Origin of the sequence: Brevundimonas vesicularis (genome assembly GCF_027886425.1) — a bacterium.
GTDB classification, from domain to species: domain Bacteria; phylum Pseudomonadota; class Alphaproteobacteria; order Caulobacterales; family Caulobacteraceae; genus Brevundimonas; species Brevundimonas vesicularis_C.
Map to the genome: position 1 here is coordinate 2691326 of NZ_CP115671.1, position 24666 is coordinate 2715991.

The 24666-nt window shown below is 66.4% G+C and carries 23 protein-coding genes; 14 read left to right on the forward strand and 9 right to left on the reverse strand.

The annotated features are described in order from the left end of the window. Nucleotides 1-48 precede the first annotated feature (48 nt). A complete protein-coding gene (locus PFY01_RS13680; protein WP_271041690.1) occupies nt 49-1824 on the forward strand; it encodes an SLC13 family permease in 1776 nt (591 codons plus the stop codon). 86 nt (nt 1825-1910) lie between these two features. Here PFY01_RS13680 and PFY01_RS13685 read toward each other — a convergent pair whose 3' ends face one another. Further along, a complete protein-coding gene (locus PFY01_RS13685; RefSeq protein ID WP_271041691.1) occupies nt 1911-2423 on the reverse strand; it encodes a MarR family winged helix-turn-helix transcriptional regulator in 513 nt (170 codons plus the stop codon). A gap of 65 nt (nt 2424-2488) precedes the next feature. On the opposite strand from PFY01_RS13685, the gene PFY01_RS13690 reads away from it, so the two are divergent. From PFY01_RS13690 to PFY01_RS13700, 3 genes are read left to right on the forward strand one after another with little or no spacing between them, the layout of a single operon-like run. Next, nucleotides 2489-4264 (forward strand): N-acetylglutaminylglutamine amidotransferase, encoded by a 1776-nt coding sequence (locus PFY01_RS13690; protein ID WP_271041692.1) that lies wholly within the window; start codon nt 2489-2491, stop codon nt 4262-4264. Beyond that, nucleotides 4254-6023, forward strand: coding sequence for an N-acetylglutaminylglutamine synthetase (gene ngg, locus PFY01_RS13695; protein WP_271041693.1), 1770 nt, complete (start codon nt 4254-4256; stop codon nt 6021-6023). Before PFY01_RS13690 ends, ngg begins: the two co-directional genes overlap by 11 nt. Nucleotides 6024-6033: 10 nt before the next feature. Next, a complete protein-coding gene (locus PFY01_RS13700; RefSeq protein WP_271041694.1) occupies nt 6034-7158 on the forward strand; it encodes an osmoprotectant NAGGN system M42 family peptidase in 1125 nt (374 codons plus the stop codon). A gap of 230 nt (nt 7159-7388) precedes the next feature. Here PFY01_RS13700 and PFY01_RS13705 read toward each other — a convergent pair whose 3' ends face one another. From PFY01_RS13705 to PFY01_RS13725, 5 genes are all read right to left on the reverse strand, one after another. Beyond that, nucleotides 7389-10553, reverse strand: a complete 3165-nt coding sequence (locus PFY01_RS13705) for an efflux RND transporter permease subunit (RefSeq protein WP_271041695.1) — start codon at nt 10551-10553, stop codon at nt 7389-7391. Between the two features lie 2 nt (nt 10554-10555). Next, the gene (locus PFY01_RS13710; RefSeq protein WP_271041696.1) at nt 10556-11707 is read right to left on the reverse strand and encodes an efflux RND transporter periplasmic adaptor subunit; all 1152 of its coding nucleotides are present in this window, start codon (nt 11705-11707) and stop codon (nt 10556-10558) included. Nucleotides 11708-11812: 105 nt separating this feature from the next. Continuing rightward, nucleotides 11813-12154 (reverse strand): hypothetical protein, encoded by a 342-nt coding sequence (locus PFY01_RS13715; protein ID WP_271041697.1) that lies wholly within the window; start codon nt 12152-12154, stop codon nt 11813-11815. Nucleotides 12155-12627: 473 nt separating this feature from the next. Next, nucleotides 12628-13269 (reverse strand): DUF1109 domain-containing protein, encoded by a 642-nt coding sequence (locus tag PFY01_RS13720; protein ID WP_271041698.1) that lies wholly within the window; start codon nt 13267-13269, stop codon nt 12628-12630. Next, nucleotides 13259-13786: a sigma-70 family RNA polymerase sigma factor gene (locus PFY01_RS13725; protein ID WP_373427513.1), complete on the reverse strand. Its 528-nt coding sequence runs from the start codon at nt 13784-13786 to the stop codon at nt 13259-13261. The genes PFY01_RS13720 and PFY01_RS13725 overlap by 11 nt, the downstream gene beginning before the upstream one ends. A gap of 197 nt (nt 13787-13983) precedes the next feature. Between PFY01_RS13725 and PFY01_RS13730 the strand changes: the two genes are divergently transcribed. Genes PFY01_RS13730 through PFY01_RS13745 form a run of 4 tightly spaced genes read left to right on the forward strand, consistent with a single transcriptional unit; the run spans nt 13984 to nt 16376 of the window. Next, entirely contained in the window at nt 13984-14274 is a 291-nt protein-coding gene (locus tag PFY01_RS13730; protein WP_066623386.1) for a DUF2282 domain-containing protein, read from the forward strand. 14 nt (nt 14275-14288) lie between these two features. Continuing rightward, the gene (locus tag PFY01_RS13735) at nt 14289-15152 is read left to right on the forward strand and encodes a DUF692 domain-containing protein (protein WP_271041700.1); all 864 of its coding nucleotides are present in this window, start codon (nt 14289-14291) and stop codon (nt 15150-15152) included. Further along, the gene (locus PFY01_RS13740) at nt 15133-15918 is read left to right on the forward strand and encodes a DNA-binding domain-containing protein (protein WP_271041701.1); all 786 of its coding nucleotides are present in this window, start codon (nt 15133-15135) and stop codon (nt 15916-15918) included. The genes PFY01_RS13735 and PFY01_RS13740 overlap by 20 nt, the downstream gene beginning before the upstream one ends. Beyond that, a complete protein-coding gene (locus PFY01_RS13745) occupies nt 15915-16376 on the forward strand; it encodes a DoxX family protein (protein WP_271041702.1) in 462 nt (153 codons plus the stop codon). The genes PFY01_RS13740 and PFY01_RS13745 overlap by 4 nt, the downstream gene beginning before the upstream one ends. Before the next feature lie 28 nt (nt 16377-16404). Here PFY01_RS13745 and PFY01_RS13750 read toward each other — a convergent pair whose 3' ends face one another. After that, complete coding sequence (locus tag PFY01_RS13750) at nt 16405-16902, reverse strand: hypothetical protein (protein ID WP_271041703.1); 498 nt, start codon at nt 16900-16902, stop codon at nt 16405-16407. Nucleotides 16903-17045: 143 nt separating this feature from the next. Here PFY01_RS13750 and PFY01_RS13755 point away from each other — a divergent pair, with 143 nt between their 5' ends. From PFY01_RS13755 to PFY01_RS13775, 5 genes are all read left to right on the forward strand, one after another. Beyond that, entirely contained in the window at nt 17046-17543 is a 498-nt protein-coding gene (locus PFY01_RS13755; RefSeq protein ID WP_055753342.1) for a GAF domain-containing protein, read from the forward strand. A 59-nt stretch (nt 17544-17602) separates the two neighbouring features. Then, complete coding sequence (locus PFY01_RS13760; RefSeq protein ID WP_271041704.1) at nt 17603-18280, forward strand: SDR family NAD(P)-dependent oxidoreductase; 678 nt, start codon at nt 17603-17605, stop codon at nt 18278-18280. Further along, nucleotides 18280-19116: an HpcH/HpaI aldolase/citrate lyase family protein gene (locus PFY01_RS13765; protein WP_271041705.1), complete on the forward strand. Its 837-nt coding sequence runs from the start codon at nt 18280-18282 to the stop codon at nt 19114-19116. Before PFY01_RS13760 ends, PFY01_RS13765 begins: the two co-directional genes overlap by 1 nt. Before the next feature lie 52 nt (nt 19117-19168). Then, the gene (locus tag PFY01_RS13770) at nt 19169-21223 is read left to right on the forward strand and encodes a capsular polysaccharide biosynthesis protein (protein WP_271041706.1); all 2055 of its coding nucleotides are present in this window, start codon (nt 19169-19171) and stop codon (nt 21221-21223) included. Nucleotides 21224-21337: 114 nt separating this feature from the next. Next, entirely contained in the window at nt 21338-22492 is a 1155-nt protein-coding gene (locus tag PFY01_RS13775) for a beta-ketoacyl-ACP synthase III (protein ID WP_271041707.1), read from the forward strand. Nucleotides 22493-22496: 4 nt separating this feature from the next. Here the strand turns inward: PFY01_RS13775 and PFY01_RS13780 are convergent, their stop codons facing one another. After that, entirely contained in the window at nt 22497-22958 is a 462-nt protein-coding gene (locus tag PFY01_RS13780; protein ID WP_271041708.1) for a DoxX family protein, read from the reverse strand. Nucleotides 22959-22998: 40 nt separating this feature from the next. Then, nucleotides 22999-24204 (reverse strand): M48 family metallopeptidase, encoded by a 1206-nt coding sequence (locus tag PFY01_RS13785; protein WP_271041709.1) that lies wholly within the window; start codon nt 24202-24204, stop codon nt 22999-23001. 136 nt (nt 24205-24340) lie between these two features. Between PFY01_RS13785 and PFY01_RS13790 the strand changes: the two genes are divergently transcribed. Next, the gene (locus tag PFY01_RS13790) at nt 24341-24610 is read left to right on the forward strand and encodes a hypothetical protein (RefSeq protein WP_017504786.1); all 270 of its coding nucleotides are present in this window, start codon (nt 24341-24343) and stop codon (nt 24608-24610) included. Nucleotides 24611-24666 lie beyond the last annotated feature (56 nt).

A 24666-nucleotide genomic window follows, 5' to 3' on the forward strand; every position in this document is an offset into this window, starting at 1 on the left:
TAGCATTGAGCCTACGCTGCACGCTGATCATGCAAGGGCGCTAGGCGAGTGACGTTTCAACAGGGACTGGCCTTTGGCCTTGTCGGGCTGACAATCGGCGCCTTCATCTGGGGTCGGTTTCGTTACGACCTGGTCGCGGTCGTCGCGTTGGTTGCAGGATTGGCGATCGGCATCATCCCCGCCGAGGCTGCATTTGACGGTTTCAAAAACGACGTCACCGTCATCATCGCCTGCGCGCTGATCGTTTCGGCCGCCTTCGCCCGATCGGGGGTAATTGAGCTCGCGATGCGGCGGGTGATGCCGCTGCTAAAGACTGAGCGTTCTCAAGTCCCGGTTCTGACCGGCGCTGTGACGTTGCTTTCCATGGCGACGAAGAATGTCGGAGCCCTGGCGATCATGATGCCGGTGGCGCTTCAGGTGGCGCGCCAGACGAAGTCGTCTCCGTCCCGGCTCCTGATGCCAATGGCTTTCGGCGCCATGGCGGGCGGCATGGTCACCCTGGTCGGGACCGCTCCGAACATCATCGTCGCCGAAGTGCGCCAAGGCATCGTTGGCGAACCCTTCGCCATGTTTGACTACGCACCGGTGGGCTTAGCGCTCACGCTGATCGCCTTGGCGTTTTTGGCGTTCGGCTATCGCCTGTTGCCCCGCGATCGACAGGGCGCAACGTCCATGAGCGCGGCCTTGGCCGCCAACGCCTATGCCACGGAAGTCAGGGCGCCTGAAGGCTGGGCTCCGGGATCTATGACCGTGTCCGCTCTCGGCACCCTCGGCGACGGCGAGGTCAAGATCATGGCGCTGATCCGTTCAGGGAAACGGCGGCTGAGTCCCAGAGGCAATGTCGTCGTCAAAGCGGGTGACGCGCTGCTGATCGAGGGCGAGCAGCAGGCGCTGGAGGGCTTCGTCAGTCGGGCTCAGATGAATCTCATCCGCGATGATCGCCCGGTTCCCATAGCGACCGCATCCGAGGAGATTGCGATCGTAGAGGCGGTCATCGGCCGAAACTCCCCGCTTCAAGGGCAGTCTGTTCGAAGCTCGGATCTGTACGGCCAGCACGGGATCAATCTGTTGGGCGTGTCGCGAAGCGGCTTTCAACTCACCCAGCATCTGCGGACGGCAAAACTGGCGCCCGGCGATATCATCCTGCTTCAAGGCGCCGAACAGGCGCTGCCGGTCGCGCTGAGGGCGCTAGATTTACTCCCCCTGGCGGAGCGTCAGGTTCAACTCGGGAGCGTGCGCAGGCGCTTCATGCCGGCTGTTGTTCTTGCGTGCGCAATGACGCTGGTTGGCCTTGGCCTAGTTCCAGTCGCCGTCGCCTTCTTCGGCGCCGCCGTCGTGATCGTCGCATTGGGCGGCTTGAAGATGCGTGAGGCCTATGCCGCCCTCGATGGCCCCCTGCTCGTTCTGATCGCAGCCCTCATTCCCGTCTCAGACGCGATCCAATCCACAGGAGGGTCCGACCTGATCGCAGGACTGCTTCGCCACGTGTTCACAGGCTTGCCGGGCGTCGTCGCCATTACCGGCGTCATGCTCGCCTCAATGGCGGTTACGCCCTTCCTGAACAATGCGGCGACCGTTCTGATCGTCGCCCCGATCGGAGCGACGCTGGCCAAGCAGCTTGGCTACAATCCAGACCCGTTCCTGATGGCGGTCGCGGTCGGCGCCGCGTGCGACTTCCTGACGCCCATCGGTCACCAGTGCAACACGCTGGTTATGGGGCCTGGCGGCTATAAGTTTTCTGATTATCCCAGACTGGGCGCGCCTTTGAGCGCGCTCGTTCTGGTCACGGGGCCCTCGCTCATCTTGCTGTTTTGGCCTCTTTGATTGGCTCGAGGTCAGAAGATAGCGTTGGAACAGACAGGTCAGGATCACCGTTTCCGGCTGTTCGCCGGCTCGACATCCCGAGCCGCTTATGAGGGCCTGACAGCCTGGTAAGGCGGCTTCAAAGAGGCCTGAGAGTCGCGAGGCTGCATCAAAACTGCGAGGCGTTCGACAGCTTCAGCCATCGCCAGTCGTTCGCTGTGTGGAAGTTCAGCCAAGGCGGCGAGAAAGCCGTCGCCGAGCAGGCCCGGGGACGTCTGCAATGCCTGCCGCCCCGCGTCGGTCAAACGCACATGGACGACGCGGCGATCCACGGTGGAGCGATAGCGGGCGGCCATGCCCTTGGCTTCGAGCTTGTCCAGCACGGCGACGACGGTCGGCGCCGACATGGAAACGTCCCGCGATATCGCGCTGGTGCTGACTTCACCCAATGCGCGGATGGATTGCAGCACGAGGAGCTGCGGCAGCGTCAGCCCGGTCAGACGTGAAATTTCTCGAGACCGAACATCGATCGCCTGGGCGATGCGTCGGACTGACCGGACAAGGGATGCGGTGGCGTCAACCGCCGCGTCAGGGCTTGGCTCATGGGAAATATCGGCCATTCGGGTTGAACTCTTTCGTGCCCTAACCATTTGTACCCGCTGCTTCCACAATTCAAGGAGGACCCATGTGCGGTCTTAGCGGCGAGATCAATTTCGACGGACGACCGGCCGATGCCGGCGCCGTTCAACGCATGACCGATGCGCTCTCGCCCCGTGGACCGGATGGCTCCGGCATTGTTATGCGCGGCTCGGTGGGGCTGGGTCACCGCCGTTTGAAGATCATCGACCTGAGTGAGAAAGCTCAGCAGCCGATGGTGGACCCTGACCTGGGCGTGACCCTGGCGTTCAACGGCTGCATCTACAACTATCCCGAACTGCGCGAAGAGCTGCAGGGGATGGGGTTCCGCTTCTTCTCGCACGGCGACACCGAGGTCATCATCAAGGCCTGGAAGGCGTGGGGCGAAGCCTGCGTCGAGCGATTCAAGGGCATGTTCGCCTTCGTGCTTCATGAGCGCGACACCGGCCGCACCGTGATCGCTCGCGACCGTTTCGGCATCAAGCCGCTGTATCTGGCCGAACAGGGCAAGCGTCTGCGGTTCGCCTCGACCCTGCCGGCCCTGCTGGCGGCGGGCGACGTGGACAAGACTATCGATCCCGTCGGCCTGCACCACTACATGACCTTCCACGCGGTCGTGCCGCCGCCGCACACGATCCTGAAGGGCGTCAAGAAGTTCCCGCCGGCCACCATCCGCGTGATCGAGGCGGATGGGAGGGCCAAGGACCGCCCCTACTGGCAGCCCGACATGACCCGCCATGCTGAGGACGCGGCCCTGACGGCCGAAGATTGGCGCGATTGGGTCCTGGACAGTCTGCGCGAAGCCGTGAAGCGCCGCATGGTCGCCGACGTGCCGGTAGGCGTGCTGCTGTCGGGTGGAGTGGACTCCAGCCTGATCGTCGGTCTGCTGGCCGAACTGGGGCAGAAGGACCTGATGACCTTCTCCGTCGGTTTCGAAGAGGCCAATGGCGAGAAGGGCGACGAGTTCGTCTATTCCGACCTGATCGCCAAACATTACGGGACCAAGCATCACCAGATCTTCGTGCCGCACAAGCGGCTGATGGAAGCCCTGCCGGGCACCATCGGCGCCATGTCAGAGCCGATGGTCTCTTACGACAACGTCGGCTTCTACCTGCTGAGCCAGGAAGTCTCGAAACATATCAAGGTGGTGCAGTCCGGCCAGGGCGCCGACGAGGTGTTCGCCGGTTATCACTGGTATCCGCCGATGCTGGGCGCGACCGATCCGGTCGAAACCTACATCAAGGCCTTCTTCGACCGCAGCCATGCCACGCTGAAGACCCAGCTGAACGGCGCCTATATGGCCGACACCGACGTCAGCCGCGCCCTGGTCGAGGCTCATTTCGCGCAAGGCCGCGCAGCGACGCCGGTCGACCAAGCCCTGCGTCTGGACAGCCAGGTGATGCTGGTCGACGACCCGGTGAAGAGGGTCGACAACATGACCATGGCCTGGGGTCTGGAGGCGCGTGTGCCCTTCCTGGATCACGAACTGGTCGAACTGGCGGGCCGCATCCCGCCCGAGCACAAGCTGGCGCAAGGCGGCAAGGGCGTGCTGAAACAAGCGGCGCGTCTGGTGATCCCCTCCGAGGTCATTGATCGCAAGAAGGGCTATTTCCCCGTGCCCGCGCTGAAATACATCCAGGGTCCGTATCTGGAGATGGTGCGCGAGGCCCTGACCAATCAGGCGGCGCGCGATCGCGGCCTGTTCGACCGGGGCTATCTGGACACCCTGTTCGCCAATCCCACCGAGCACATCACACCCCTTCGCGGCTCCGAACTCTGGCAGGTCGCAGTGCTGGAAATGTGGATGCAGCAACATGGCGTCTGATATCCGCTCCGAGCGATCAAAGGCGCATCGGCTGAAACGTCTGCGGCACGAGGGCCTGAAGCCCCCGGTGCAGTCGGGCGACGGACCGACCCCGGACGCCGTGCTGGATTGTGGCTGGGGCCGACTGTTGTTCGCCCAGACCTTCGAGACGGCCGAGCCGTTGGTCGAGGCTCTGCGCGCCGAAGGGCCGGACCGGCGCGACATCGCCTTCTATGTTCGCAATCCGCACGTCCTGCTGGCCTCGGCGCCGCAGGAGTTGTTCCTGGATCCGTCGCACACCTATCGGCTGGAACTGGCGACCTATCGCAACAGCCGACGTCAGCCCCGAGGCTTCACCGTGCGCCGTCTGACGTCGGAAACGGATGCGCAGGCGGTCAACGACATCTACGCCAAGCGCAAGATGGTGCCGGTTCCGCCTGACTTCTTCTGGTCGCATCGGGACGACCGGACCCTGACCTATTTCGTCGCCGAGGACACCGTGACGGGGGCTGTGATCGGCACCGTGACGGGCGTCAACCACGCCCGCGCCTTTCAGGATCCGGAATGCGGCTCTTCGCTATGGTGCTTGGCGGTCGATCCCCAGGCGACCCAGCCGGGCGTCGGCGAGGCCCTGGTTCGGCGTCTGGCCGAACACTTCAAAACCCAAGGTCTGGCGCACATGGACCTGTCGGTCATGCACGACAACGACCAGGCCATCGCCCTGTACGAAAAGCTGGGTTTGCGTCGCGTCTCCTTCTTCGGGGTCAAACGTAAGAACCCGATCAACGAGGCCCTGTTCGTCGGCCCGACCGACGACCACGACCTGAACCCCTATGCCCGGATCATCGTCGACGAGGCGCGTCGGCGCGGCATCCATACCGAGATCATCGACGGTGAGGGCGGGCTGTTTCGCCTGAACTGGGGCGGCCGCTCGGTCCGGTGTCGCGAAAGTCTGTCGGAGTTGACCTCGGCCGTCGCGCTCAGCATCTGCGACGACAAGCGGATGACGCGACGCATCGTCGAGGCGGCCGGCGTGCGCGTTCCCGAGAGGATCGATCCCGAAAGCCCGTCGGCCATCGATGCAGCGCTGAGCAAGTTCGGCGCCCTGGTCGTCAAGCCGGCGCGCGGCGAGCAGGGGCAAGGCGTCGCGGTCGGCCTGACGACGATGAGCGAGGTCCAGACGGCTCTGGTCCGGGCGCGCCGCATCTGTTCCGAGGTTCTGGTCGAGGAACAGGTCCAGGGCGAGGACCTCCGGCTGGTGGTGATCGATTACAAGGTCGTCGCCTGCGCCCTGCGTCGTCCGCCGCGCGTCGTCGGCGACGGGCGCTCGACCTTGCGCGCCCTTGTCGAACACCAAAGCCGTCGTCGCGCCGCCGCCACCGGTGGGGAATCGACCATCCCCATCGACGCCGAGACCGAGCGTACCCTTGCCGAGGCCGGCTATCGTCTCGACGACGTGGCGGCGGAAGGGACCGAGATTTTGGTGCGCAAAGCGGCCAACCTGCACCTGGGCGGCACCATCCATGATGTGACGGATGAGGTGCATCCCGCGCTGATCCGCGCCGCCATCGCCGCCGCCCGCGCCATCGATATCCCGGTCACCGGCATCGATCTGATGGTGAAGTCGCCGCGCGAACCCGACTACGCCTTCATCGAAGCCAATGAGCGCCCGGGCCTGGCCAACCACGAACCCCAACCGACTGCCGAGCGTTTCGTGGATCTGCTCTTTCCACTATCCGCCCCGGCCGCTGCACGGACATTTCCGCGATCCGAAGCCTGAAGGAGGCCCCTTGGCCCGCCCCGCGTTAGACCTCGACTACCTGAAGGCCCGCCTGGCCGACCTGCTGAACACGCCCAGCCCGACCGGCTACACGGACGAGGCGGTCTGGCTCTTGTGCCGCGAACTGGAGCGGCTGGGCCTCGACTATGAGATGACTCGCCGCGGCGCCCTTCGCGCACGCTTGCCGGGCCGGACGCCAAAACCGGCGCGCGCCGTCGTCGCCCACGTCGACACCCTGGGCGCGCAGGTCAAACAGGTGAAGGCGAACGGCCGGCTGGAGTTGGTCGCGATCGGTCACTGGTCGTCGCGTTTCGCTGAGGGTGCGCGGGCGACGATCTTCTCCGAGGGCGGTGCCTATCGCGGCACCATCCTGCCGTTGAAGGCGTCGGGCCATACTTTCAACGAAGAGATCGACACCCAGCCGGTGAACTGGGCCCAGGTCGAACTGCGCATCGACGCCGTGACCCACGGCCGCGAAGACACCCTGGCCCTGGGCGTGGATGTAGGCGACATCGTCGCCATCGATCCGCAGCCCGAGTTCATCGACACCGGCTTCGTCGTCTCGCGCCATCTGGACGACAAGGCGGGCGTCGCCACCCTTTTGGCCGCGCTGGAATGCATGATCCGCGAAGATCGCACGCCGACGGTCGATACCTGGTGGCTGTTCACGATCGCCGAGGAGGTCGGGTTGGGCGCCTCGTCCGTGCTGATCCCAGATGTCGCCGCCATGGTGACGGTCGACAACGGCACGACCGCGCCCGGCCAGAACTCGTCGGAGTTCGGCGTCACCATCGCTATGGCGGACCAGACAGGTCCCTTCGACTGGCACCTGTCACGCAAACTGGTTCAACTGGCCCGCGACCACGACATCCCGCACCAGAAGGACGTCTTTCGATACTATCGCTCGGACTCGGCCTCGGCTCTGGAAGCCGGCGCCGACATCCGGACCGCCTTGGTCACCTTCGGCATCGACGCCAGCCACGGCTATGAACGCATTCACGAAAGCGCGCTGGAAGACCTGTCGCGCCTGCTGATCGCCTATGCCGAAAGCGACGTCGAAATCAGCCGTGACGCCAAGTCTTTGAGCGGAGCAAAAGGCTTTACCCACCAACCCGTGGGCGACGAGGGGGATTAGCGGTTCATCAGGCTGCTCGTCCGGTCACTCAAAAATTACGTAACGTATGTCGCAATGATAGAGCGGCCTGGATGTCGAATACTGGGACTTTTGAGACCTAGGCATAGGCAGCCACTCGTGGCTCATAGCTGACCTCTGAAGTTTCTCATCTTGCGTAACGCGCGCGTTGTCGCACGCGCGAATTTTCCAATCCAGTCTGCATAGCGCAAGCCTCGTTCGGCCGCTGTCGATCAGCCTTGAGCCTCCCCTCCTCTCCGCCATCCCGCCAGCACTGGCAGGACGATCAGGGTGAGGACTGTCGCGGTGGTCAGGCCGCCGATGACGACCGTGGCCAGGGGTTTTTGCACCTCGGCGCCTGCGCCTGAGGCGAACGCCATGGGCACGAAGCCGAGGACGGCGACCAGGGCCGTGGTCAGGACGGCGCGCAGGCGGCTGACGGCGCCGTAGAGCGCCGCCTTGGCCGGCGGGTCGCCCTCGGTCAGGCGTTGGCGGATGGCCTGCATCAGCACCAGGCCGTTCAGCGTCGCCACGCCCGAGACGGCGATGAAGCCGACGGCCGCGCTGATCGACAGCGGCATCCCTCGCAGCGCCAGCGCCAAGGCGCCGCCCACCAAGGCCAAGGGCACGCCTGCGAACACCAGGGCGGCGTCCTTCCATGATCGCAGCGCCAGCACGAGCAGCAGGCCGATGGTCAGGAAGACGATCGGCACGATCAGCGCCAGACGGGCCGAGGCGCGTTGCAGGTTCTCGAACTGACCGCCCCAGTCGATCCAGCCGGACGACGGCGGCTGGACCTGTTCGGCGACCTTGCCTTGCGCCTCCGCGACGAAGCCGCCCAGGTCGCGTCCACGGACATTGGCCTGAACGATCATGCGGCGCTTGCCGTCGGCGCGGCTGATCTGGTTCGGTCCCTCGCCGACGTCGAAACGTGCGACAGAAGACAGAGGCACGGTCGGCGCCCCGGACTGGGCGTTCTCGGGCATGACCGGCAACTGCTCCATGACCGCCGGATCGGCGCGCAGGGCGTCGTCCAGCCGCACGACCACATCGAAGCGCCGGTCGCCCTCGTTGACCTGACCGGCCGAACGGCCGGCGAAAGCGATGGCCAGGGCGTCCGCCGCGTCAGAGGCATGGATCCCCTGCGCCGCCGCCACCGTGCGATCCACGCTGGCGGTGATGGTCGGTTGGCCCGAAACCTGCTCGACCCGCACGTCCGCCGCGCCCTGGATGCCGTTCAGGACGCCCGCGACCTGCTGGGCCGTGCGCTCCATCGCGGCGAAATCGTCGCCATAGACCATGACCGCCACGTCCGAACGCACACCCGCGATCAGTTCGTTGAACCGCATCTCGATGGGCTGGGTGAACTCATAGGTGTTGCCCAGCAGGGTGGAAAGCCGCCTCTCCATCTCCGCGACCAGATCGGCTTTCGGCAGTCGTGGATCGGGCCAGTCTCGGCGGTCCTTCAGGATGACGAAGGTGTCCGAGATCGACGGCGGCATAGGGTCGGATGCGACCTCTGCGGTGCCGGTGCGGGTGAAGACACGATTGACCTGGGGCATGGCCTTCAGCGCGCGCTCGACCTGGAACTGCATCGCCTGGCTCTGTTCCAGCGAGGTCGAGGGCACACGCAGGGCCTGGACCAGCACATCGCCCTCGTCCAGTTGTGGCACGAACTCGCGCCCCAGGGTCAGGAAGGCGAGGACGCCGGCCAGCAAGGCGACGCCCGCGCCGACAAGGACGCGCCGTGGTCGGGCGATGGCGTGAGCGAGAAGCGGCTGGTAGCGCGCCTTGGCCGCGCGCGTCAGTCGCGTATCCTCATGATCCGCCCTGGGCTCGCGCACCAACAGGGCGGCCATGGCGGGCACGAAGGTGAAGCTGAGGACGAAGGCGGCGGCGAGCGCCAGCATGACGGTGGCGGCCATCGGGCCGAACATCTTGCCCTCGACCCCCTCGAACATCAGCAAGGGTGCATAGACCAGCAGGATAATCGCCTGGCCGAAGGCCGCGGGCCGGGCCATTTCGCGGGCCGATGCGGCGGCGACCGACAGCCGTTCGGCGGTCGTCAGCGGGCGACGCGTCTCCGTCCGCTTCAGGCCCAAACGGCGCAGGGTGTTCTCGATCACCACCACGGCGCCGTCGACGATCAGGCCGAAGTCCAGCGCGCCCAGGCTGAGCAGATTGGCGCTGATCCCGAACCGGTTCATCGCCGAGGCGGCGAACAGGAAGCTGAGCGGAATGACGAGGGCGGTGATGATCGCCGCTCGCACATTGCCCAGGGCGAAGAACAGTACGGCGACGACCAGCAGGGCGCCGAGCAACAGATTGTGCTCCACCGTGCGGATGGTCGCCTCGACCAGTTCGGTGCGGTCCAGTTCGGGCTTGAGGACCACGCCGGGCGGCAGGCTGGGCGCAATGGCCTTCAGCCGTTCGCCGACGCGGTGCGCCACCTCGCGCGAGTTCTCCCCCTGAAGCATCAGGGCCGTGCCGACCACCGTCTCGCGGCCGTCGGCGCTGGCGGATCCTAAACGAGGCGCGCGGCCGATCTCGACCGTGGCCACGTCGGACACTCGGATCACCTGGCCGCCCCGGTTCAGGATCGGCGTCTGGGCGAGGTCGTTCAGGCTCTTCAGCCGAGCGTCGGCGCGTACGATATAGGCCTCGCCTGCACGATTGACGTATCCGGCGCCGGCGATGCGGTTGGCGTGCTCCAACGCCTCGACCAGTTGCACCAGGCCGACGCCATAGGCGGCCAGTCGGCTGGGGTCGGGGTGGACCGCATATTCCTTCACATAGCCGCCCAGCACATCGACGCCGGCGACGCCGGGCACGGTCTTCAGCTGGGGCGCGACCAGCCAGTCCTGAACCGTGCGCAGATAGGTAGCCTTTTCCTGGTCGGTGACGAGGCGTTCGCCCTCGGGCGTGACATAGACCGCGCTCGTGCGCGCCGCAGGGCCGGTCAGTTCCAGCGTCCAGATGTAGACCTCGCCCAGGCCGGTCACGACCGGTCCCATCGAGGGCGAGAGCCCCTCTGGCAAATCCTCGCGCGCGGCCTGAAGCCGCTCGTTGACCAGATTGCGGGCGAAATAGATGTCGGTCGCATCAGTGAAGACGGCCGTGATCTGCGAGAAGCCATGGCGCGACAGGGAGCGGGTCTCGGTCAGGCCCGGCAGCCCCGCCAGCGCCGTCTCTAGCGGGAAGGTCACCTGGCGTTCGACCTCCTCGGGCCCCAGGGCCGGCGCCACCGTCGTGATCTGCACCTGGCGATTGGTGATGTCGGGCACGGCGTCGATGGGCAGATGCAACAGTTCGCGCCCCCCCAGGACGGCCAGGACGACGGCCAGTCCCACGACCAGCCAGCGGAAACGCACGGCGGCGTCGATGATCCGGTTCAGCATGATCAATGTCCGTGCTCGGCTTCGCCCTTGGCCAGTTCGGCCTTGAGCAGGAAGGCGCCGACGCCGGCGATGCGCTCGGTCCCGGTCAGGCCGGACACGATCTCGATCCGGCCGTCCGAGGTTCGTCCGGTCACCACCGGGCGCGCACGGAACCCGCCATCCTCCTGAACGAAGACGGACGGCGCGCCCTCTATGGTCTGCACCGCGTCCAACGGCACGACAGGCGTTCCTGAGCCCGCGCCGGCGGAAACGCGGGCGGAGACGACCGATCCCGCCGGGGGCGTCTCGCCAGCAGGACGGGCGCGAACCACGACGACCCCGTTCGCATTGGCCGGGGCGATGGCGACGACGACGCCGGACATGACGCGCGATCCGGCGACCGTGCTTTCCAGCCGGTCGCCGACCTTCAGGATCGCAGCGGCGGCGGGCGGCGCCTCGAACACCAGTTCGACACGGCCGGGATCGGCGACGGCGGCGACCTGCAAGGCCTCTTCGTGCAGCACCTGGCCCGGAGCCGCGCTCAGGCGGGTGACGACGCCTGCGATGGGGCTGCGCACCACCGTCAGCCCGTCCGCTCCGGGCGCGCCAAATGCGCCGACACGAGCGCGGGCGGCGCGGTGTTGCGCCTCCGCACGACGGGTCTCGGCGGCGGTGACGTCCAGGCGCGCCTGTGACACCCAGCCCTGTTCAAACAGGGTGCGATCGCGCCGTTCGGCGGCGCGCGCGGCCTGGACCGTCGCGCCCGCCGCATCGGCGTCCGCCCTTGAGGCGGCGCCGTCCGGACTGCGCACGGTGATCAGGGGCGAACCGGCCGCCACGCGATCGCCCAGGCCGACGTGGACGCGCACCACGGCGCCGCCCAACGGCGCATCCACGGCGGCCTCGGCGCCGGGCGCAAAGGCGACGCGGCCCGGCAGTTTCAGTTCGGCGCCGCCGCCGCGCTGCACGGCGACGACCGACACCCCGGCTCGCGCGGCCTCCTGCGGCGTCAGAGCGACGAAGGCCGCTTCGGCGGCTTCGTCTTCGGCGTGGCCTGCCTCGGCGTGTTCGGCTTCAATTGGCGGTTGGTCCAGAATGCGGGCGGCGCCAAAGCCCGCGCCTAATGCGATGACCACGGCGGCGCCGGTCATCAGCCAGTATGTCTTCAAGGTCATGATCGATCCTCGCCCGGCGCACGGCCGGGCCCAGAGTTCAGGACGCGCGACGTCTCCGACACGCGCAGGGCTCAGGAAGGGCCGGACGACAGGTCCAGCCGAGGATCAGGCTCTCGGTGGGCGCTCGGGACCGTCAGGCCGCCCGAGTGGGCAAGCGACGCTGTCGCTCCACGCCTGGGGCTGGCCGAAGACCGCGATGAAACGCGGCGTCGCCAGGTCGCTGGACATGGCGGAATGCGGCGCATGACAGCAGCCGTTGGCGCACGCCGGGCCGCAGTCTGGACATTGGCCATCAGCGCCGCCGACCAGCTCGACCACCTGGACGCCGCCTGAGGCTTCCGCCGCGCAGGCATGGCTTTCAAACGCAGGCATGGCGAAGGCGACCGTCAGCAGCAGGGTGCAAACGAAGGCAAATCGACGGACCATTTCCGACAGCGCTTTGAACATCCGAGGGCTTCCTAGCATTCCTGTCCAGAAAAGTCTGCGCTGCAGCTTTCGGTGCCGTCTTCGTTGGATGTTAGTGTGTAGCTTGGCTCAAAAAGAGCATCAGTGACCAAATCTCGGACAAGCGCGAGTTAACTTGTGAAGCTCATAGAGGCGTCCGCTTTTGTCACCAAGCTGCAATGGAGTTCGGACTAAATTTGAGTCGGCTGCGGCGCTATTGGTTTACCAGCTGATTTAAAAATCAGAAACTGATAGATTTCAAGTTAATCCACAAGGGACTTAGATGGCCTATACACACCTTTTTTGCAATGGTTCGTCCCATCCTTCACAGGATTGCGTTAGCTGAAGGGCCGTTCAGCCGCTCAATGTCTAGTTTCTCAATAGTAAATTTAGGCATCGGTTGGTGTACAGCGCTGCGAGTTTAGCAAAGACGAAGATGCGGTGATGCTTGATCGTGAGGAGTATCATTAACGCACTCACCAGCGGAAGGCGAAACGACCCAGAGCAGCGCCCAGGGCCGCGACGAGGCCCATGCCCAAGGTGTACCAGACCGCCACAAAGGCGGCCGTGTGCTCGGGGCAATGCAGGCCATAGACGGTCGCGGCCAGCCCTGCGGCCAGAAGACCGGCGGCGGCGCCGGCGGAAGCGGGCTTTACAGGGGCGAACCGTCTCGCGCCGAAGAATATGAAAGGCGCCGCCAGAGCGCCCAGCGACAGTATGTTCGTCGGACAGACCCTGGCGGAGCGCCCCATGACCATGTCCATCCGCGCGTCAGGCGCAGCGCCCAGCAACTCCACGACAGCCCATCCTGCAGCGATGGCCAAAATGGCGGCTAGCAGGATTGCGGGACGGCGCGGCGAAGCGCCCGGCCGCCCCAGTCGATCCAGAAGCCAGAAGCCCGCGACGCACAGGGCCGCCGTATAGGCCGCCTTGGCCCAGAAGGTCGGTCCGGCGACGGCCGACATCAGATCCGGTCGCAATCCCAGCCACCAAACGACACCAGCAAGCGCGACGCCCGCCGCCGGCAGCATGAACAGCAGCACACGACGGTCGACGTCGCTTCGGGACGTCGGCGGCAAGTCCAGCGCCAGGCTGGTGATCAGGTCGTCAGTCTTCATCGTTGGACCCTGCTGCTCCAGCCGCGAAGCGCGCGGTCAGAGCCTTGAAGCTGCGATGGATGCTGACCTTGGCGGCGGCGACGGAATAGCCGTGACGCTCGGCCGCCTCGGCCACGCTCAGCCCGGTGACTTTCACATCATGGATCAGGGCGCGCTGTCGCGCCGGGAGGATCGACAAGGCGCGGGTCAAATCGCGTCGCATGACCCCGTCCTCGACCGTGTGCTCGGCCAGCAGCACGCTTGCGTCATCCAGCGGCTCGGTGAGGCGTCGGCCTTGGCGGCGCAGGTGGTCGATCAGCTTGTGGCGGGCGATCGTGAAGGCCCAGGCCGTGAACGACTGGTTGCGATCCCATGTGGCGCGCTTGGCGTGAATGGCGATCAAGGTCTCTTGCACGAGGTCCTCCGCGTCGCTTTCTCCGTTGAAAAGACGGCGTTTGAAAAAGGGCCGCAGGTGCGCGGCCAGGTCCGACAGCAGCACGCGCCAAGCCTGCGCGTCACCGTCCAGGCCTTTGAGCATCAAGGCTTTGAGTTGTGATTCCCGGTCAAGCACGTGCGACTGCGACCTACGCTGCGGAGACCGCGACGGTTACATGGCGTCTCGCAAAATGATGCACGAAAAATAGTTGGCTCGAAAATGTAACGCGCGGCGGGTCCTCGGCGAAAGGCGGATTCAGCGGCCACGAACGGCCGTGCCTTTTGAGAAGGACCTCTTGCATGACCCGCACCAAGATCGCCGCCGCCACCCTAGTCGCCTTGACCGCCGGCGCCGGCATGGCGCACGCCCAATCGACCAGGAACGCCGAGGCCAAACCGGCCGCCATGGAAAAATGCTACGGCATCGCTCTGGCCGGCAAGAACGACTGCGCCGCCGGCCCCGGCACGACCTGCGCCGGCACCTCGGTGCGCGACTATCAGGGCAACGCCTGGAAGCACACGCCCGCCGGCACCTGCACCAGCATCCGCACACCGCGCGGCAACGGCTCGCTGACGCCCGTCTCGCGCTGATCGGAACTGGACTGATGAACCATGGATCGACCGCCACGACGCCTGTCCCCACTGTGGGACTGGGCCTCAAGGCCCGCCATTACGACGAGGCTCTGGCGTCTGCGGCGGCCGGTCTGTGGTTTGAGGTCCATCCTGAGAACTATATGGTCGATGGCGGCCCTCGCTTGAAATGGCTGGAGGCCATCCGTCGAGAAAAGCCTCTGTCGCTGCACGGTGTCGGCTTGTCGCTCGGCGGAGACGAGGCGCCGGACCCGGAGCATCTGGCGCGGCTCAAGACGCTCGCTGACCGGTTCGAGCCGTTTCTGATGTCCGAGCATCTGGCCTGGTCGCGGGGCGGCGGCGTCTATCATCCAGATCTGCTGCCGTTTCCGCGCACCCGACAGTTGTTGAAGCAGGTCAGCGACAACGTCGCGCGAGCGCAGGACGCGCTGGGCCGAGCCCTGCTGATCGAGAATCCGTCCCTGTACCTCGACCTGAAAGGCCACGAGATGGGGGAAGTCGATTTTCTGGTCGCACTGGCCGCCGCAACAGGCTGTGGCCTGCTGCTTGATCTCAACAATGTGCACGTCAGCGCCAACAATCTCGGCGCCGACCCGCGGGACTATCTGGCGGCCGTTCCGGCCGATCTCATCGGCGAAATCCATCTGGCCGGCTTTGCGCCCGATCCCGTCCACGCAGAGGCGCTGTTGATCGACACCCACGACGCGCCGGTCAGCGACGCCGTCTGGTCCCTCTATGCCGAGACACTTATGCGGATCGGGCCGCGTCCCACGCTGATCGAGCGCGACGACAACATTCCCGACTTCGCCGAGCTGATCGCCGAACGCGATCAAGCCGTCGCCATAATGGAGGCCTGCCATGTCCAGTGCGCCGCGTGACGATCAGATGCTGTCGTTTCATGCGAGCTTCTCCCTGGCCCTGCAGGGGCAGGGCTCCGTGCTCACACCGTGGCTGGCGGATCCAAATGCGCCCGGACTGGCGGTTTATCGAAACACGGTGGCCAAGGGGCGGGCCGACGCCCTGGCGGGTCTCTATCCGACTGTCGAACGGTTGGTCGGTCTGGACTGGTTTCGCGACGCCGCTCTGATCTACGCCAACAGCGCGCCTCCCTCATCCCCGGTTCTCGATGCCTATGGCGAGGGCTTCCCGGAGTGGCTGGCGACGTTTCCGCCCGCGTTTGAATTTCAGTTTCTGCCGCCTGTCGCCCGTCTTGATCGCGCATGGAGCCGCGCGCACCGCGCCGCTGACGCACCGACCCTGCCCCTTGGGACGGTCGCCGCCCTGTCACACGCTGCTCTCAACGCTGGCTACGCGGTCCTGCATCCGTCTGCGCAAGTCTTTTGGTTCGACTGGACCGCGCCATCAATCTGGCTGGCCAATCGCCTGGCTACGCCTCCGGACGACATGGTGTGGGACCAGTCCCCCGAGGGCGTGTTGATCGTGCGTCCGGAAATGGAGGTCCAGACCCATCGGTTGAACCGGCCCCAGTTCGCCTTCCTCGACGCCTGCCGACACGTCCACACCATCGGAGCGGCGGCGCTCGCCGCCCTCGCCGCCGATCCCGCAGCCAATCTGTCCGAGCTGTTCAGAGATCTGCTTCTGAGCGGCGCCTTCACCCGTATCGAAACCGGAGCGCCACAATGACCGAGCTGACCGCCGTATCGTCGCCGCGTCCCTCCTTGGCGGTCCTCCCACGCCTGGCCCAGGCTGCGATCCCCCTGTCGGTGCTCAGCCTGATCGCGCGTGTATCGATCGCGGCGGTCTTTTTCCTCTCCGGCCGGACAAAGGTGGAGGGCCTGCTGACCGTCACCGACAGCACCTATGCTCTGTTCGCCGAGGAATACCGACTGCCTTTGATCCCCAGCGATATCGCCGCCCACCTGGCGACCTATTCAGAACATCTGTTCCCGATCCTGCTGGTGCTCGGCCTCGGCGCCCGCTTCGCCGCGCTCGCGCTTCTGGGCATGACCATAGTGATCGAGGTTTTCGTCTACCCCCTCGGTTGGCCGACCCACCTGCTCTGGGCGACGGTGCTGCTCCACATCATCAGGTTCGGTGCCGGGCCGATCAGCCTTGATCATTGGCTGAGCCGGAGAAGCTAGACCTCGACGCGTTCTCAACACACGCCGCTCACTTTACACAGATGCGCGCGCGATCGTTGATCCAGCAGTCGCCGTCCAGGCGGACCGTTCCAAGGCGGTCGCCGGCCTTGTCGTCGTCGGGGTCGGCGTTCCAGGTGGCGTCGGCCGAGCCGTCGGCCATCAGGACGACGACGGCGAAATGCGAGTTCTTGGGCTTGCCCTCGGACCAGGCGTTCATCGTGTAGCCGCCGTCGCCGAACGGATAGACGAGGCACGGCTCGTCGAGCAGAACCTTGCCGTCGACCGAGAGATAGCAGGACTTGCGCGACGCCGCAGGCGTCGCGGATGCCGACGACGACGTGGCGGGGCTGGAGCCTGTCTTCGCCGGGTCCGCAGGCGGTGCTGTCGGCTCTGGTGCGGACGGCGCGGGGGTCTGCGTCGCGTCAGCTGGCCGAGGCGCGCCGGCGTCCTGACCACAGGCCGCCGCAGCGGCCGACAGCATCAGGGCGGCGATCAGGCTGAGCGATCGTGAAGGAGTTGATGTCACGCGAGCCTCCGTCGTTGTCTCCCAGCGCCAACACGGGGGCGCACGGAACCGTTCCCGGCGAGACGGCGGCGAATGACGGCGCCCCTCCCCTTCGGCCGGCCGCTCGCCTATATCGCCAGCCTGTCCCGCTCCGGAGTTTTCCCATGGCCTATGTCGCCCGCAACGATCGTCCCGCCGACAAGGCGGCGCGCTATCTGGAGGTCGAGGCGGAAGTCCTGGCCGTGCTGGACGGCGAGCCGAATGTGACGGCGCGAATGGCGACGGTGGCGTCGATGCTGGCCGATGCGTTCGAGCACTATTTCTGGACCGGCTTCTATGTCGTGGCGCCGGACAAGGCGGACGAACTGGTGGTCGGGCCTTACCAGGGGACGCTGGGGTGCCTGCGCATCGCGTTCGGGCGCGGGGTGTGCGGCGCGGCCGCAGCGACCGGCCAGACGCAGTTGGTCGAGGACGTGCACGCCTTCCCCGGCCATATCGCCTGCGACAGCCGTTCGGCCAGCGAGATCGTGGTGCCCGTGCGCGACGCATCCGGCGCTCTGATCGCGGTGTTCGACGTGGATGCGACGACGCCGGCCGCCTTCGATACGGACGATCAGGAGGCGCTGGAGCGGTTGATGGCGAAGGTGTTCGCCGACGCTTGATCGGGCCGGTTGATCCGGCCGCAGCCGGCTCTATGGTCCCCGGCGACATGGAGGAGCGGATGATGCAGCGGACAGTCGCAATCACGGGCGGACACGGCGTCCTGGGCCGGGCGGTGCTGGAGGCGGCGCTGAAAGCCGGTTGGCAGGTTGCGGTCATCGACCATGCCTCGGGCCATGCCGCGCCCGACGGCGTGCTGGAGGTCGGCGGGGTCGATCTGACGGACGCCGGCCAGGCGCAGAAGGCCGTCGATGCGGTGATCGCGCGGTTCGGGCGGCTGGACGCCCTGTTGAACATCGCCGGCGGCTTCGTCTGGCAGACGACCGACGATGCGGAACCGGCCTGGGACCGGATGCACGCGCTGAACGTCACCACCGCCGTGAACGCCAGCCGCGCGGCGCTGGATGCGCTGAAGGCCTCGCCCGAGGGTCGGATCGTCAATGTCGGCTCGGCCGCCGCGCTGAAGGCCGGGGCCGGCATGGGGGCCTATGGCGCAGCCAAGGCCGGGGTCCACGCCCTGACCCAGGCGCTGGCCGAGGAGCTGAAGACGACAAAGGTAACGGTCAACGCCGTCCTGCCGTCGATCATCGATACGCCAGCGAACCGCAAGGACATGCCCGACGCCGATCCGGCCACCTGGGTCGCGCCAGCCGATCTGGCGGCGGTGATCCTGTTCCTGGCCTCGCCCAACAGCCGCGCCATGACCGGCGCCCTGGTGCCCGTTACGGGCCGCGTCTGATGCGCAGCCACCGGGTCCGCAGCGTCCTTTATCTGCCGGCCTCGAATGCGCGGGCGATTGAGAAGGCGCGGACGCTGGATTGCGATGTCGCCGTGCTGGACCTGGAAGACGCCGTGGCGCCTGAGGCCAAGGCTGACGCCCGCGAAGCCGCCGTCGCGGCGGTTCGCAGCGGTGGATTCGGGCCGCGCCTGGGCGTGCGGATCAACGGTCTGGACACCGACTGGGGGCTGGACGATCTGGCGGCGATGAAGGCGGCGGGGGCCACGCTGGTCGTCGCGCCCAAGGTGGAGAGGCCCGAGGCCGTGCACGCCCTGTCCGCCGGCTTGGCCAAGGGCTGCGCCCTGTGGGCCATGATCGAGACGCCGCGCGCGCTGATGGCCCTGGCCGACATCGCCACGTCGGATGGGGCGCTGGACGGGCTGATGCTGGGGGTCAACGACCTCGCCAAGGCGTTGGGGACGGGGGCGTCGCCGGATCGCGAACCGTTCAAACCGTGGCTGGCCATGCTGGTCGCCGCCGCGCGGGCCAACGGACTGCTGGCCATCGACGGCGTGTTCAACCGGATCGACGATGCTGAAGGCCTGGCGGCCGAGGCATTGCAGGGGCGACTGTACGGGTTCGACGGCAAGAGCCTGATCCACCCGTCGCAGATCGCGGCCGCCAACGCCGCCTTCTCGCCGTCCGAAGCCGAGATCGCCGATGCGCGAGCGATCGTCGCCGCCTTCGACGCACCAGACGCCGAGGGGCGGGGGGCGATCCGCGTGAACGGGGCGATGGTCGAACGACTGCATCTGGAGCAGGCGAAGGCCTTGCTGGCGCGGGCGGATCGGGCCTAGTCGCGTCGACGCAACCGCCGTAAAGCTCGCCTCGAACCTCAGCGGACCCGCCTTGCCCCTACCCTCCGACACGCCTTCGAAAATCCCGGCCTGGGTCTGCGCGCCCGGCGTGCTGAAGGTCCCGTTCCTCGACGTGTTTCTGGCCGACTACGACCTGCGTCGGTTGCCGAGCGACGATGTGCAGGCGGTGCTGGGCTGGGGGATGAAGCCGACGGCGGCGGCGGGGCGACGGTGGGCCGAGAAGAACGGGCGGCCCTATGGGGCGCTGGAGGATGGGTTTTTGCGTTCGGTCGGCATCGGCGAGGCGGGCGCGACGAGCCTCAGCCTGATCGTCGATGACCTGGGCGTCTATTATGATGCGACGCGGGCCAGCCGGCTGGAGCATCTGATCCAGACGGCGGACGACTGGTGCGACGCGGCCATGATCGGGCGGGCGCGCGGGCTGATCGACCGGATCGTGGCTTCGGGCGTGTCCAAGACCAATATGGGCGGGCCGCTGGATCCGGGCCTGCTGAAGCCCGGCCGCCGCGTGCTGATCGTGGACCAGACGTTCGGCGACGCCTCAATCGCCTATGGCCTCGCGACGGCCCGGAGCTTTGACGAGATGATCGCGGCCGCCCGCCGCGACGAGCCGGACGCCCAGTTGATCGTGAAACGCCACCCAGCCGTGGCGGCAGGCCGGAAGCGCGGATGTGTGACGGACCTGACGGGCGTCACCCTGGTGGACGCAGATGTGCGGCCAGCCGACCTGCTGGCGGCGGTGGATGCGGTCTATTGCGTCACCTCGGCGCTGGGGTTCGAGGCCCTGTTGCGAGGGCTGCCGGTGCGGTGCTTCGGTGCGCCCTTCTATTCCGGCTGGGGTCTGACGACCGATGCAGTCCAGACGGGGCGGCGCGGCGTCGCGCGGTCGATCGAACAGGTCGCCGCCGCCGCCCTGATCGCCTACAGCCGCTATGTCGATCCAGTGACGGGCGAGCGATGCGAGGCCGAACAGGCGCTGGAGCGATTGATCGCGCTGCGCGACCGGGCCGACCGGCTGGCGGGCTCGTGGTCGGCGGTGGGGTTTGCGCCCGCCAAGCGTCCGCCGGTGCGCCGCCTGCTGAACTCGCCCAAGGCGTCGATGCGCTATTTCATGTCGCCGTCGCGCGCCGCCGCCCATGCCAAGGCGACCGATGGGCGGCTGATCTGGTGGGCGGGCAAGGAGAGCGAGGCGACGCGCCAGGCTGCGGCCGCGTTCAGCGGCCCGACGGTGCGGATGGAGGACGGCTTCATCCGTTCGCGGGGCCTGGGGTCCGACTTCGTCGGCGCCCTGTCGGTCGCCCTTGACGATCAGGGCGTCTATTACGATCCGTCGCGGCCCTCGCGGCTGGAGACCCTGATCGAGACCTCGGACCTGTCGCCGGTGCAGCTGGCGCGGGCCGCCGCCTTGCGGACGCGCGTGGTCGATGCCGGCCTGTCGAAATACAATCTGAGGGGTCAGGCGCCGACGGATTGGCCTGTTGATCGCGACATCCTGCTGGTCGTCGGTCAGGTCGAGAACGACAAGTCGATCCTGCTGGGCTGTGCACCGGATCTGAACACCAATTCGGCGCTGGTGGAGGCGGCGCGGCGCGACCATCCGGACGCCTTTCTGGTCTATCGCAATCACCCCGACGTGCTGGCGGGCAACCGGCCGGGGCGGCTGGACGCCGGGGCCATGGCCTCGGTCGACGCCGTGGGCGACGGGCTGGATATCGTCGACTGTCTGAACGCCTGTCGGCGGGTGGCGACCCTGACCTCCCTGACCGGGTACGAGGCCCTGATGCGGGGCAAGGCGGTGTCTGTCTATGGCCGGCCTTTCTATGCCGGATGGGGACTGACCGACGATCGGCTGACCTTCGAGCGCCGCAGCCGCCGCGCCGGCGTCGATCACCTGGTCCACGCCGCCCTGATCGCCTATCCCCTCTATGTCACGCCCGAGGGCTGGCCCTGCGAGGCCGAGGATCTGGTGGACCGGCTGATCGCCGCGCGCAACCAGCCGACGCCCAAGGCGCCGCGCGGCCAGGTGCAGCGCTGGGCCGCCGGTATCATCGCCAGTCTCGACCGCAAGCCGCCGCCGTCCTATTGACGCGTTCTGATAGGAAACGGACTGTCCTCAAGCAGCTAGGTCCCGCGGGCCGAGCGATAGGAACACACTCCTCAAGCAGCGAGACGCCGCGCGTTGAGCGATAGGAACAAAAAAGTGTCGAATGCAGTGATCGCCGCCACCGGCCTCTTCACCCCCGAACAGTCGGTCTCGAACGCCGAACTGGTCGAGAGCTACAACACCTGGGCCGACGGCTGGAACGCACGCCACGCCGCCCAGATCGAGGCCGGCGAGTTGGAGGCCAAGTCGCACTCCTCGCCCGAGTTCATCGAGAAGGCGTCGGGCATCAAGAGCCGGTTCGTGCTGGACAAGGCCGGGATCATCGATCCCGAGCGGATGGCGCCGAACCTGGCCGAACGCTCCAATGACGAAATCTCGATCCTGGCCGAGATGGCGGTCAAGGCGGCGCGTCAGGCGATCGAGGCGTGGGGCAAGCCGGTTTCGGAAATCGGCGCCGTCCTGTGCGCCGCGTCGAACATGCAGCGCGCCTATCCGGCCATGGCCATCGAAGTGCAGCAGGCGCTGGGCATCGAGGGCTTCGCCTTCGACATGAATGTGGCGTGCAGCTCGGCGACCTTCGGCATCAAGACGGCGGCGGACTTCATCGCCGGCGGCTCGGTCAAGGCGGTGCTGATGGTCAACCCGGAGGTCTGTTCGGCGCACCTGAACTTCACCGATCGCGACAGCCATTTCATCTTCGGCGACGTGGCCACCGCGGTGATCGTGGAGTCGTCGGATACGGCGGGACCGGGCGGCTGGGACGTGCTGGGCACGCGGCTGAAGACGACCTTCTCCAACAATATCCGCAACAACTTCGGCTTCCTGAACCGCAATGCGCGCGACACCGCGCATCTGGACAGCCCGGCGGCCGACGACAGCGTCCAGAACGACAAGCTGTTCATCCAGCAGGGCCGCAAGGTCTTCCGCGACGTTGTGCCGATGGTGTCGGACATGATCGTGGATCACGCCGGCGAACTGGGCCTGGATCCGCACGATCTGAAGCGGCTGTGGCTGCACCAGGCCAACATCAATATGAACACGATGATCGGCAAGAAGGTGCTGGGTCGCGAGCCCTCGGCCGATGAGAACGTCATCATCCTGGACGAATACGCCAACACCTCTTCGGCCGGGTCGATCATCGCCTTCCACCTGCACAACGACGGGTTCGAGGCGGGCGATACGGGCCTGATCTGCAGCTTTGGCGCCGGCTATTCGGCCGGGACGGTGTTCGTCAGGAAGCGCGCCGCCTGAAGCCCTAAAGCCGGGGCAGGAACAGGACGAAGTCCAGGCTCCACAGCCCCGGTCCATTGGCGATCAGCCAGATCAGGATGACCATCAGCAAGGTCTCCGGCAGGTCGAAATAGCTGGAGAGGCGATAGCCGAGGCTGGTCCCCTCCACCGAGTTTGACGCCACGGTCACCAGGGCGACCAGGCTGATGATCAGCAGCACCAGGGCCGCCAGGCTGGTGAACAGGCCCATGATCAGCAGGGCGCCGAAGGCGAACTCGCACATCGAGACGAACTTGGCGGTCTGGCGCGGCGCCGCGATGCCGGCCTCGACCATCGTCTTGCTCATCTTCTCGGCCTGGGCCGGGGTGAACAGTTTGTAGAAGCCGGACAGGAAGAACATTCCCCCGACCACGACCCGCGCGATCAGGGGCGCGATGTCCATCAGGGCCGGAACGCCCAGGCCGAGGCCGCGATAGAGGTCGATCATGGGCGAAGGCTCCGCTTGGAATGGCGAAGCCTTCAATGCCCTAGCGACGCGTCGGTTGCTCTGCCGAGGCTTGGGCGGGATGCGTCGCCTTCCATTCCATGGCGCGGCGGATGCGGTTCTCCACGCTGGGGTGATCGTAGAACAGGAACTCCTCGATCGCCGATGGCGACGGGGCGCGGTATTCGGCGGTCTTGATCAGGGCTTTGGACAGACCGTCCGGCGCATTGGCGTGAACCAGCGAAAAGTGGTCGGCGTCCTCCTCCATCGTGCGGGTCATGGTGGCGAAGACCGGGGTGCCAAGCACGCCCAGGAAAGCCAGCACCAAGGCCACGACCGGCAGGCCCGCAGGGTCGGAGATGTCGCCCACGCGATCCGCCCTCAGCAGACGATGCGCCACCGGATACAGCCGGTCGGTCAGCCAGAAGGCCAGCACCGACAGGAGGACCAGGATGCCGACGGTCCACAGAATGTGCGCCCGGACATAGTGGCCCATCTCGTGGCCGACCACGCCACGCACCTCGGCCAGATCCGCGCCCTGTTTGAACATGGTGTCGCTCATCGCGACCCGCGCCGTACCGAACAGGCCCGAGACATTGGCGGTGTAGCGGTCGGACTGTTTGGAGCCGTTGTAGATGAAGATTTTGTCCGACGGCGTGCCGGTCTGTTTGGCCAGGGTCACGACGGCGTCGCGCACCGGCCCGTTCGGCGCGGGCGCATAGGTGTTGAAAATTGGTTCGATCACCAAAGGCGCGAGCACCAGGCCGATGACGATGAAGGCCGCCGTCACGCCGGCCGCCCAGGCCCACCAGAACCGACGCGCACGTCGGATCAGGGCATAGATCGCCGCCAGCAGCAGTGACGTCGCCACGACCGAGATGGCTGCGCCGATCACGGCCTCGCCCAGCCAGCCGCCCAGGGCCTGGCTGGTCAGTCCATACTGTTTCTCTCGCCACCAGCCCTGATAGATCGCCCACGGCAGGGTCAGCGCCCAACTAATGGCCGAATAGACCAGGGCGACGACGAAACTGGCCAGGATCGGACGACGGCGGCGACGTTCGATCCGGCTGCGGATCACGACCAGCAGGCCGGTGCGCACGATGATCCAGGCGACTAGGGCCGAAACCAGGAAGCTCCACAGGATCAGCCAATGCGAACCGTGGGTATAGGCGATCGCGCGGGCCGTTTCTTGGGGCGACAAGGTCGCCAGCCATTGGGCCGTCGCGGCCGCCGGATCGAAATTCGTCATGGTTTTCTCCCTTGAGAGAACCAAACCGCGCGACCCGCGTTATGTCAGGTTAATTCGCATCCATGATGATTCTCGCCCGGCCACGCTTGAATCTTTCACGACTTTTTGTCACGCATTCTCCTGTCGAGAACAGGGGATGTCCCAGATGGCTCACAAGACGCCCAAGCAGGTCCTGGAAAGCTTGGCTCATGATATCGCCACCGTGTTGAAGAGCATGGGTGGCTCGGCGCATCAGAACATGGTGGTCGATTGCGTGGCGGCGATGAAGCGCCAGCGCGGCGAGGCGGTCAACCCGCCCGATCTTCGACAAAAGATCATCGAGACCTTTGAATACTATCGCGACTGGTTCGTTCGCCCGTTCGGCGAAGGCTCGCAGCGTTGGGCCCTGGCTGGCGACTTCGGCTGATTTCGCTGTCCTGAACGAAAAAGGCGCGCTCCCTGCGGAGCGCGCCTTCGTCGTTA